Origin of the sequence: Pilosibacter rotomagensis, assembly GCF_045062245.2 — a bacterium.
Taxonomy (GTDB): Bacteria; Bacillota; Clostridia; order Lachnospirales; family Lachnospiraceae; genus Pilosibacter.
Map to the genome: position 1 here is coordinate 3,723,981 of NZ_CM170323.1, position 10,727 is coordinate 3,734,707.

Below are 10,727 nucleotides of genomic sequence, written 5' to 3' on the forward strand. Positions count from 1 at the left end.
GGCATAGCCGCACAGTTTCTGATCGTGCATTAGTGCTTTGTTATACAATGTTTATAACGTATCCATCGCAGTATATGTTTCACGTGAAACATATACTGCAATTTACAGCTCACTTTCCTTTTTCTTATAAAGCGGACATTCGCAATCCGCTTCGCTACTTGCTCATGAACGCAGTCGCTTCGCGATCTGTCAGTGGGAGCTTTCAACTCCCACTGACATAAGCATCCCACTCACCCACCGCTTAGTGCTCCGCGCACTTGAAGCGGGGGAATGCTTATCTGCGTTCAAGATCTTATTTCTATGTTTACTTTTTGATGCTCCATGTCTCACATAAAGTATCATGGCTTATCCATTTATTTTTAGTGCTTTTCTTTCATTTTTCTCTTATAGTACTTTTCTAAGCTTCTTTCATACTTTTACAAAACTTCAGTGTCTTTTCTTAAATGTTTCACGTGGAACAATTTTTCTTCCCATCAATGTTTTCTTTTTGTACTTATCCGTAAACCATTTTCTTTTTCATGTGCATTTTCTCTCAGATGTTTCACGTGGAACATTTCCGCTCTATAATATATGTTTACCAGCACTTTCTATCTTCCGTCTTTCACATAAGCCGTTTTTCTTGTTCATGTACGTTTTCTTTCAGATGTTTCACATGGAACATTATATTTCGCTCTCAACTCGTTTTTTATTAAAATGTTTCATGTGAAACAATCTGCTCTTCCGATTTTTTCGCTCTGATGTTTCACGTGGAACATCGCCATTTTCTTTCCATGTATTTCCCATCAAGCACAACTTTTTTCCCTCATTTCGATATTCCTCTGTGAACTACATCGGCAATTGAATAACCGAGGATTCCCGCTTGTTATCCTAAGTCCAATATATCACCAATCTTCCTACTACCGCCTTTTAATCTGAAATCTTTCTCTCAGACAACTGCCAATTTTCTTCAGAAACATTTCATACTTTCGCCTGTTGTATCTCCCCACCAATTATATTATAATATACCCATGGAACAGCCCGGGAAAGCGGTATGAATTCACTGCTCTTCTCTCGCAAAAGTTCCTGTTTCTATTCGATATTCCATCATCCAATTTCGAGGTGAACTATGAAAGCAAAAAACAGAATCATCACTGCTGTTCTTCTCTCTGCCGGTGCGGCTGTCGGAACAGCGCTGATCAACAAATACATCAAGATGTCCGCGGTTTCAAGAAATCTTCTGGCTCAGCCGGAGCCACGCTGCTATCGCTGGAGACTTGGCAATATTTACTATACAAAGACCGGAACAGGAAAACCACTTCTTCTCGTTCATGATCTGACTCATGCATCCAGCGGCTGTGAATGGGATTCTTTGATCCCGCTTTTAAAAGAACATTACACCATTTACACGATCGACCTTTTAGGCTGTGGCCGTTCCGAAAAACCGAACCTAACTTATACAAACTTCCTCTATGTGCAGTTGTTAAACGATTTCGTGAAGTCTGAGATCGGTCGCCGCACAAATATTGTCGCTACCGGTGCCTCCGCTCCGATCGCAACAATGGCCTGCGGATACAATCCGGATCTCTTTGAGCAGATGATGTTCATCAATCCGGACTCACTCCTCTCCTGCTGCCATATACCGGGAAAATCTGCAAAATGTTACAAGTTGATCCTCGATCTCCCGATCGTCGGAACTCTGCTCTACAATTTTGCATCTGCGAGAAGTATCATCTCCAAAACATTCTCCGAGAACTACTTCTACAATCCGTACGATGTAAATCCGCACAACCTCGACAAATATTATGAGTCCGCCCATCTTGGCGACTCTCCGAAGTCTGTCTACGCCAGCGTCCAGTGTAATTACACGAAATGTAACATCACAAAAACTCTGGAAAAGATCGACAACAGCATCTATATTCTCGGCGGTGAAGCGGAGCCGGATATCGATCTGATCACAAAAGAATATACGAAGTGCAACCCAGCGATCGAGTCCAGCACGATTGCCAACACAAAACATCTTCCGCAGATTGAAAAGCCGGAGGAGGTCAGCTCGATCATTCAGATGTTTTTCAACTGATGACATTTATCAAAAATATCCCAAATGTTTCACGTGAAACATTCCTGCCCATAAATAAAAACAAAGCGCCGGTCCTGTGTAAATCAGGATCAGCGCTTGTTTTTTATCAATAATCGTTACTTCAACGGTTCCTTCCCCGGAAGTCCCGCCTTTCTCGGATATTTCTTTGCAGTGACTGCCATCTTCTTGACCGGGACAAAGGTGCGTTCCACATCTGTCTCCGGAAGAACTTTTACGATCACTTCTTTCAGTTCTCCGCCGAGTTTTTTTACCGCAGATTTCGCCTGTTCGATCTCCTCGTCAGCTTTCCCCGATTTATACGGAATAAAATAGCCGCCTTTTTTCACGAACGGAATGCAGTATTCGGAAAGTGTGGACATATTCGCAACCGCGCGGGATACGCAGAGATCAAACTGTTCCCTGTATTTCGGGTCGCGGCCGTAATCCTCGGCGCGGCCGTGGACTGCTGTGATATCAGTAAGTCCCAGTGCCTCGATCACTTCATTTAAGAATCCGACTCTCTTATTTAAGGAATCCAAGAGTGTGATCTTAAGGCCAGGAAATGCGATCTTTAACGGGATTCCCGGAAATCCCGCTCCGGTTCCCACATCGATACAGCTGTATTGCGATGACGCATCCAGCTTTAATCCAAGCTCAGGTGCAGCAAGAACAAGGAGCAGACTGTCCACGAAATGCTTTGTGATCACATCTGAAAGCTCCGTGATCGCCGTGAGATTCATCACTTTATTCTTCTCGATCAGCATCTCATAATACTTGAAAAACTGCTCTTTCTGCTGATCCGAAAGCGTCACTCCGAGATCCACGCAGCCCTGATCCAATAATTTTACAAATTCATCTGTCATGTTATTACTTTCTCCCCATCTGCTCCAGATGTACCATCAGCACGGAAATATCAGCCGGAGACACACCGGAAATTCTGGACGCCTGGCCGATATTCTCAGGTTTGTAGAGATTCAGTTTCTGGACTGCCTCTCTTCGAAGGCTGTTCACCGTCGTATAGTCGAGATCCGCCGGGATTTTTCTTCCTTCCAGCTTCTTGAACTGAGCTACCTGCTGCTTCTGTCTGCGGATATATCCGTCATATTTCAGATTTATATCAACTTGTTCCCGCACATCAGCCGGAAGTTCCGGTCTCTTCTCGTCGAGTTCCGCCAGCATCTCATAATTCAGTTCCGGTCTCTTAATGAGTTCTGCGAGTGTGCTTCCGGATTTTAATATTGTACTTCCATGTGCCTCAAGGAACTTCTGAACTTTCTCGTTCGCTCCGATCGTCGCCTTTTCCAGACGGGCGATCTCCTCCTCGATGGCTTTTTCTTTCCATACCACGTATTCATACTGCTCATCCGACACAATGCCGATCTCATGTCCGATCCCACGAAGTCTGAGGTCCGCATTGTCCTGGCGAAGGAGCAGACGATATTCTGCTCTCGATGTCATCATACGGTACGGCTCATGGTTCTCTTTCGTGACAAGATCATCGATCAGAACCCCGATATACGCCTGGGAACGGTCAAGGACCACTGCACTCTTCTCCTGCAGCTTTCTCGCCGCGTTGACGCCGGCCATGAAGCCCTGAACGGCAGCTTCCTCGTATCCGGAGCTTCCGTTAAACTGGCCGCCGGAGAATAATCCATCGATATTTTTAAATTCGAGAGACGCTTTTAACTGTCTCGGGTTGATGCAATCATACTCAATTGCATATGCATTTCGAACAATTTTGACATTTTCAAGCCCCGGAACAGTCCGGTACATCGCATACTGGACATCCTCCGGAAGAGAACTCGACATTCCGCCGAGATACATCTCGTTCGTGTAGAGTCCCTCCGGCTCTACGAACACCTGATGGCGCTCCTTATCCGGGAATTTTACAACCTTATCCTCGATCGACGGGCAGTATCTCGGTCCCGTTCCTTCGATCGCACCGGAGAATAACGGCGAACGGTCCAGGTTGTTCCGGATGATCTCATGAGTCTTCTCATTTGTGTAGGTCAGCCAGCAGGAAATCTGGTCTTTCTGCACCGACTCCGGATCCGTGGAGAAGGAGAACGGAACGACGCGCTTGTCTCCGAACTGCTCTTCCATCTTCGAAAAATCGATACTTCTCTTATCTGCTCTCGCCGGAGTTCCTGTCTTAAAGCGGTACATCTCGATCCCGTTTGCCTTTAAGGAGTCTGTCAGATGGTTGGCCGCCTGCAGACCGTTCGGTCCTGTCGGATTGCTGACATCCCCGTAGATGCATCTCGCGCGGAGATATACGCCGGTTGCAAGAACGACCGCGCGGCACTTATAGATCGCGCCGGAATACGTTTTCACGCCGATGATCCTCTTTTTCACCGGATAGCTGCTCTCCTGCTGCCCGTTTTCTCCGTGTTCCTCTTTAAAGGTCCCGTATTCTCCCGGGATCTCCTCCGTCAGGATCTCAGCCACCTCGGCCTGGCGGATCGTCAGGTGATCCGTGTTTTCAAGGACGCGGCGCATGGATCTCGTATACTCCTGCTTATCCGCCTGGGCGCGCAGGGAATGGACCGCCGGCCCCTTTGACTCGTTTAACATCTTTGACTGGATAAATGTTTTATCGATATTTTTTCCCATCTCTCCGCCGAGGGCATCCAGCTCACGGACAAGATGTCCCTTGGAGCTTCCTCCGACGTTCGGGTTGCACGGCATCAGAGCGATGCTGTCCACGCTGACCGTGAACATGATCGTCTCAAATCCAAGTCTCGCTGCCGCAAGTGCCGCCTCGCATCCCGCATGGCCCGCACCGACAACTACAATATCATATGTCTCCTCTACTACCGGCATTTTATTTCCTCTTTTCTATTTTCCCATACAGAATTTGCTGAAGATCTCGTTCACCAGATCATCCTCCACGGATTCCCCGACGATGAGTCCCAGCTTCTCATACGCATCCATCAGATCGATCGAATAGAAATCCTCCGGCATGCCGTTCTCAATACTTTTCTCAACCATGGACATGCTCTCAAAAGCATCCTTTAGAGCCCTCACATGGCGCACATTCGTGATCATGACCTGGTCGTTGAAGTCGATCTCACCTTCATAGAATAAAGCCTTTATCTCCTCTTCCAGAAGGTCAATTCCGGTCTCCTCCTTTGCGGAGATCCCGATCACCTTATGTCCCGACCGCTCTTCCACTTCTTTCGCGGACACGACCGGTTCCAGGTCGCTCTTATTTAAGAGGACAACGGCTTTCCGGTCATTTATGAAGTCCATGATCTGATAATCATTCTCATCCAGCTCTCTCGATCCATCCACGACGTAGATGATCAGATCGGCCTTCTTTGCCTCTTCCATCGCGCGGGAGACACCGATCTTTTCGACCACATCCTCCGTGTCCCGGATCCCGGCCGTATCCACAACATTTAAGCTGATCCCCTGAAGGTAGATATGTTCCTCCAGAATATCTCTCGTGGTTCCTGCCACATCCGTCACGATCGCGCGGTCCTCACCGACTAAAACGTTCATCAGCGACGATTTTCCGGCATTCGGTTTCCCCAGGATAACCGTCTTCACGCCCTCTGAGACCACGCGTCCGTTTGAGGAGGAACGGATCAGTTTTTCCAGTTTTTTCTTCACGGAAAGGACCACGCCGAGGAGCTTCTCCCCGTATCCGTCCAGGGAAATATGCTCCGGGTCATCGAGCGCCGACTCGATAAAGGCGATCTCGTAGATGATCTGATCCCGGATCTCATGGATCTCCTTCGACACGCTTCCGCGAAGCTGGCTGATAGATGACTGCAGCGCATATTCATTTTTCGCGTTGATCACGTCGATGACGGCCTCCGCCTGTGAGAGATCGATCCTGCCGTTCAAGAAGGCGCGTTTTGTGAATTCTCCCGGCTCGGCAAGTCTCGCTCCAGCCTTTAAGACTGTCTCCAGGATCCGTCTTGTGACGAGCATTCCGCCATGACAGTCGATCTCAACGGTATCTTCCGCCGTATAGCTTCTCGGTCCTCTCATGAGCATCAGAAGGACCTCATCGATCGTCTCATCTCCATCATAAACATATCCGTAATGAATCGTGTGACTCGCAGCTTCCGAGAGCTTCTTCTTTCCCGGGGCGCGGAACACTTTTTCCGCAATTTCCACCGCATTCTCACCGCTGATCCGCACGATCCCGATCCCGGAATTTCCCATCGCCGTCGCGATCGCTGCAATCGTATCTGTATATTCCATAATCTCCATCCTGATATTCCTGCTGCCTGTTTCATATTCCAGACAGACAGCATCGCAATTTTTCCTGTTCCGCACATTTTGGAAGCAGAACTTCTATCATCTGATCCTGCCGCAATTCGGTTTCCAAAATGCACGGGAATTCACACAATTTGTCACCCTATCATAGCACAAAGGGGCTGCCATAGGCAACCCCTCTTTCATTCCGATATGCTTGTTTTATTCCTGCTCACGACGAGTATTTTCGTAAGCGGATGTTCTCTCGCGTCTCTCGTATCTCGGTCTTCTCTCCCTGCGCTCTTCCTTCTTTAATGCGATCACAACATGACGGAACGGATCCTCACCTTCGCTCTTTGTGAATACGTATTTATCGTTCTGAAGTGCAGAGTGAATGATCCGTCTTTCGTACGGGTTCATCGGCTCTAAGGAAACCGGACGTCTTGTCCGTTTTACTTTGTAAGCAATATTCTTTGCGAGAGTCTCCAGTGTTTCTTTTCTTCTCTCTCTGTAATTTTCGGTATCCAGCTTGACTCTTAAGTAGTCCTCAGATTCCTTATTTACAACAAGGCTTACAAGATACTGAAGGGAATCGAGTGTCTGCCCTCTCTTACCGATGAGAAGTCCCATCTCCTCGCCGGTCAGATTGACATCCATCTCCTTTTCCTCTTCATTCATTTTCACTTCCACGTCAACAGCAAGACCCATTGCGTCGAAAACGGAATTCAGGAAATCTACGGCCTTATCGTCAACGGTCTCGATCTTCTTCGCGCGGATCACTGCCGGCTTGGAACCAAAGAGTCCGCCAAGAACTCCAGCACTTCCCTTTTCAACGACCTCATACTGAATCCGATCACTGCTCACACCGAGCTGCAGGGATGCCTGTGTGATTGCATCTTCCACAGTTTTCGCAGTCACTGTAATCATTTCCATAACAGAACCCCCTTATTATTTTCGCTTGTCATGTGCCTCATTGTACTTCTGGACCATCGCTGCCTTGGAAGCGAGACTTCCCGGTTTCGCGTTGGTGTTGTAGTACTTGCTGGACTCCTCGATCTGTTTCGCGATCTTTTCCTTCTTAACTTCCTCAGCAACTTTTTCCTTCTCCTCCTCAGCCTTGATAGCCTTTAAGGATGCGGTAGCGTTCTGAGTTACCTTAGCCGGCGGAAGTCCCTGTTTTGCACGTTTCTTATTTACCTTTTCCAGGTTCTTTGCGATCATATCGTCGATGTTTACCTTATCCATGTACGCGTTAACGATGAGCTGCTGGATAATTGTAACAACGCTGGTCGCGATCCAGTAGATACCAAGACCTGCCGGCATCGTGATACAGATGAACGCGGAGAATAACGGCATTGTCGTTGTCATAGTCTTCATGGACTGGGCCATCGGATTCTCTGCATCTGCGGATGTGGACGGCTGATTTCCGCTCATGAGCTTTGTGCTGAACCACTGGGATACTGCCGCAAGAACCGGGATGATCCATGCGAAGGACGGTACCCAGCCCGGCGCCTCTGCCATATTTAAACCGAGGAACGTGTTCATTCTCTCGACAACAGCAGCATTCTGGCCGATCACATCAGAGATTGCCGGGAACAGTGCCTGAAGTTCTCCCCACTGGGATGTGGAGAATTTATAGAGCATGTCTACAAGACGGTTTGCATTTGTGAAATCAAACTTGTCTAATTTTCCGCCGCAGGCGGTTGCGATATTTGTGATTTCCTGTAACTTCTGAGCATAGTCAGCCTGTCCCATCAACGGAGTGACAACGTTGTCGAAATAAACGCGGACAGACGGAACGTATGCCGGAATATTGTAGATGACACGGTACAGTGCAAGAAGGATCGGCATCTGGATCAGCAGTGGAAGGCATCCGCCTGTCATGCTTGTGCCGTACTTCTCGTAAACAGCCTGAATCTCCACGTTCTGACGCTGCATGGACTCCTGATCTGACTTTCCTTTATACTTCTTCTGGATCGCCTGGATCTCCGGATTCATGACAGACATGAGTTTTGTGGTTTTCTGCTGTTTGATCGTCAGCGGTATCATCAGTGTTTTCATTACGATCGTAAACAGAATGATGCACAGACCTACATTAAACACGCCGAAGCTGCTTGTAAATCTGAAGAGGATGTCCATGACATAGCCAAGGACAGTCGCGATCGGTCCCAGAATGGAACCAGCCTTCGTCAAAACCATATCTTACCTCCTGGGGTTTTCTACGGGACTGGATCATAACCGCCTTTTGCAAACGGGTGACATCGCAGAATCCGCCTGCAAGCAAGATAAGTACCTTTTATAGCGCCGTATTTCTTGATCGCTTCCATGGCGTACTGGGAGCAGGTCGGCGTATAAATACAGTGAGGGCCGATACAGGGAGAGATAAACTTCCTGTAAATCTTGATCAGACCAATCAGTACCCATTTCATAAACCACTCACTTCGATTCTTTTAAAATGTTATGAAGCCCGCATAAGTGCAGAAATGCACTCTCAATCTTGTCGAAATTTTTGTCTTTTGCCGCGACCCGCGCGACAACGATGATGTCTTTGCCGTCTTCTAATATGTCCTTATTTAACCGGAAACTTTCACGGACAAGTCTCGCGAACCGATGTCTCACGACGCTGTTTCCAACCTTTTTGCTGGCGGAAATGCCGATCCTCGTGTCCTCCCGTCCCGAATCCATCACGTACATGACCAGATATTTGTTTGCGTAGGACTTTCCACCGCGGTAAACCGTCTGGAAGTCCTGATTTTTCTTTAACGAATTGAACCTTTTCATTCAATACCTCTCTGAATAACAAAAAAGAGTATCCAAAAGTTTTCCTAAACTTCCGGATACTCTCTTGGTTCATTAAGCAGATAATCTAGCTCTACCTTTTGCTCTTCTGGCAGCTAAAACTTTTCTGCCACCTGCTGTTGCCATTCTCGCTCTGAAACCATGAACTCTTTTTCTCTGAGTGTTCTTCGGCTGAAATGTCATCTTCATAAACCCGGCACCTCCTCTTACTATAAATTCAAGTACCTTCTCATGTACATATAAACTAAGACATATTGAAGCATCGTATCGATTATATAAAAATTGCCGTCCTTCGTCAAGACCAAATTTCAAAAAAATCCTTAAATCATGGGGATTTCCGACTCATATCTTTGTAATTTTTTCGCCTGTTATCCACATTCCGGCTTTCCGGAGAGTCCTCATACAAACGCCCGTCTTTCTCTCTCCGTCATCCAAAAAGGGGGACAGCTTTTCGCCATCCCCCATAAAATGTATGTTTCGATTTTATGTCACTATATTTAGTATCTCTTCATTATTATATAGAAGCTGCAGCTCTCTATTTGCTGCGATGCACACTCTTCCGGCTCACGATCAGCCGTTGTTTTTCATGATCTTAAACAGGACCTTCGTGATCGCTGTTGTAAGAATACCGGCAACGATCGCCTCCGGAACTCCAAATCCGAGGATGATCCCGAGGATCACATCGTAGATGTGCTCGACTGCTTTGTTGGACGCTGCGGCATAGCTCTGTCCGAAGAAGATGTAGATTCCATTCATGACAAGCAGTGTGTTTGTCATACCTCCTGCAATACCAGCCACCCAGAGGGCAACGGTCTGGCTGCCTTTGATCCCGTGAGCGACCTTCATGATCAGCTTATATACATAATAAGCAACGATGCCGATGCATACACGCGGCACGATCGCGATCACGGCGCTCCACATGTTTCCGCTGTATCCGCCGATCGTAACGAACGGGCTGAATACGAAGGAGGTCACACCAGGGGTAATGGTCGCTTTTACGAGGCTGGTCACACCAAATACCAGTCCTAAGTAAGCGCCGTACTTCGGTCCGAGAATGATCGCTCCGATGATGACCGGGACGTGAATGATCGTCGCATTCATAAAGCCTAACGGGATGTAACCGAGAAACGGTACGACCGACATGGCGATGATGATCGCGGTAAAGATCCCGGCGAGGGACATGTCCAGAACTTTCTTTTCAATTTTCATTTTTCAATTCCTCCTGCTACTGTTCTCTTGCGAGATACAATGCAATATAGTCACGACTTGCATTATACCGTGTCATCGTCTCAGAGTCAAACTGTTTTCCTGCATTTTCCAATTTTTCCATTTTACAGATTTCTTCTCCCGGTATTCCGTGCCCTGCATTTTTTCTTCCTATACACAAAAGAAATTTTTCTCAGCATCTCTCCTGCTGCCCGCCTGGTTTCAGCCTCTCTGCCCGACCTGTCCATCCTTCGCGGACACAGCCTGTTGTATTTTTCGTGTCCGTTCCTGGCGTACATCTTGTTATGTGGGTATTCACATGTTTTCCACCCGTAATTATCAACTTATCCCCAAATCGTGGATAAGTTGTGGATAACTTATTGGAAAAGTTGTGGATTTTCACATTTGACATTGAAAATTATCCTCTTTTACGTTAGAATAAGATTAGATTGGGTTT

At 47.2% G+C, this 10,727-nt stretch carries 10 protein-coding genes; 1 reads left to right on the forward strand and 9 read right to left on the reverse strand.

All coding sequences use genetic code 11. From position 1 onward, the window contains the following. Positions 1-1,105: 1,105 nt before the first annotated feature. On the forward strand, positions 1,106-2,056 hold the full coding sequence (locus ACI3EW_RS17000) for an alpha/beta fold hydrolase (RefSeq protein WP_118533359.1): 951 nt from the start codon (positions 1,106-1,108) through the stop codon (positions 2,054-2,056). A 116-nt stretch (positions 2,057-2,172) separates the two neighbouring features. On the opposite strand, the gene rsmG is transcribed toward ACI3EW_RS17000, so the two are convergent. The 9 genes from rsmG to ACI3EW_RS17045 all read right to left on the reverse strand — a co-directional run bounded on the left by rsmG (position 2,173) and on the right by ACI3EW_RS17045 (position 10,273). Then, a complete protein-coding gene (gene rsmG, locus ACI3EW_RS17005; protein ID WP_118533361.1) occupies positions 2,173-2,919 on the reverse strand; it encodes a 16S rRNA (guanine(527)-N(7))-methyltransferase RsmG in 747 nt (248 codons plus the stop codon). 4 nt (positions 2,920-2,923) lie between these two features. Then, positions 2,924-4,879, reverse strand: a complete 1,956-nt coding sequence (gene mnmG / locus ACI3EW_RS17010; protein WP_118533363.1) for a tRNA uridine-5-carboxymethylaminomethyl(34) synthesis enzyme MnmG — start codon at positions 4,877-4,879, stop codon at positions 2,924-2,926. Positions 4,880-4,894: 15 nt separating this feature from the next. Then, on the reverse strand, positions 4,895-6,271 hold the full coding sequence (mnmE, locus tag ACI3EW_RS17015; protein ID WP_118533387.1) for a tRNA uridine-5-carboxymethylaminomethyl(34) synthesis GTPase MnmE: 1,377 nt from the start codon (positions 6,269-6,271) through the stop codon (positions 4,895-4,897). A 216-nt stretch (positions 6,272-6,487) separates the two neighbouring features. Next, complete coding sequence (gene jag, locus ACI3EW_RS17020; RefSeq protein WP_118533365.1) at positions 6,488-7,198, reverse strand: RNA-binding cell elongation regulator Jag/EloR; 711 nt, start codon at positions 7,196-7,198, stop codon at positions 6,488-6,490. Positions 7,199-7,213: 15 nt separating this feature from the next. Further along, entirely contained in the window at positions 7,214-8,464 is a 1,251-nt protein-coding gene (locus ACI3EW_RS17025) for a YidC/Oxa1 family membrane protein insertase (RefSeq protein WP_118533373.1), read from the reverse strand. Positions 8,465-8,484: 20 nt separating this feature from the next. Next, a complete protein-coding gene (gene yidD, locus ACI3EW_RS17030; RefSeq protein WP_118297692.1) occupies positions 8,485-8,694 on the reverse strand; it encodes a membrane protein insertion efficiency factor YidD in 210 nt (69 codons plus the stop codon). A gap of 7 nt (positions 8,695-8,701) precedes the next feature. Next, entirely contained in the window at positions 8,702-9,046 is a 345-nt protein-coding gene (gene rnpA, locus ACI3EW_RS17035) for a ribonuclease P protein component (RefSeq protein ID WP_118297693.1), read from the reverse strand. Positions 9,047-9,118: 72 nt separating this feature from the next. Further along, positions 9,119-9,253, reverse strand: coding sequence for a 50S ribosomal protein L34 (gene rpmH, locus ACI3EW_RS17040; protein WP_015552758.1), 135 nt, complete (start codon positions 9,251-9,253; stop codon positions 9,119-9,121). A gap of 381 nt (positions 9,254-9,634) precedes the next feature. Beyond that, entirely contained in the window at positions 9,635-10,273 is a 639-nt protein-coding gene (locus ACI3EW_RS17045) for an ECF transporter S component (protein ID WP_118533375.1), read from the reverse strand. Positions 10,274-10,727: the final 454 nt, after the last annotated feature.

What these genes read in the sequence shown, in the direction of transcription:
- mnmG (WP_118533363.1), bottom strand. Translation starts at nt 4,879, where the DNA reads ATGCCGGTAGTAGAGGAGACATATGATATTGTAGTTGTCGGTGCGGGC.
- jag (WP_118533365.1), bottom strand. Translation starts at nt 7,198, where the DNA reads ATGGAAATGATTACAGTGACTGCGAAAACTGTGGAAGATGCAATCACA.
- ACI3EW_RS17025 (WP_118533373.1), bottom strand. Translation starts at nt 8,464, where the DNA reads ATGGTTTTGACGAAGGCTGGTTCCATTCTGGGACCGATCGCGACTGTC.
- rnpA (WP_118297693.1), bottom strand. Translation starts at nt 9,046, where the DNA reads ATGAAAAGGTTCAATTCGTTAAAGAAAAATCAGGACTTCCAGACGGTT.
- yidD (WP_118297692.1), bottom strand. Translation starts at nt 8,694, where the DNA reads ATGAAATGGGTACTGATTGGTCTGATCAAGATTTACAGGAAGTTTATC.
- ACI3EW_RS17045 (WP_118533375.1), bottom strand. Translation starts at nt 10,273, where the DNA reads ATGAAAATTGAAAAGAAAGTTCTGGACATGTCCCTCGCCGGGATCTTT.
- rpmH (WP_015552758.1), bottom strand. Translation starts at nt 9,253, where the DNA reads ATGAAGATGACATTTCAGCCGAAGAACACTCAGAGAAAAAGAGTTCAT.
- rsmG (WP_118533361.1), bottom strand. Translation starts at nt 2,919, where the DNA reads ATGACAGATGAATTTGTAAAATTATTGGATCAGGGCTGCGTGGATCTC.
- mnmE (WP_118533387.1), bottom strand. Translation starts at nt 6,271, where the DNA reads ATGGAATATACAGATACGATTGCAGCGATCGCGACGGCGATGGGAAAT.
- ACI3EW_RS17000 (WP_118533359.1), top strand. Translation starts at nt 1,106, where the DNA reads ATGAAAGCAAAAAACAGAATCATCACTGCTGTTCTTCTCTCTGCCGGT.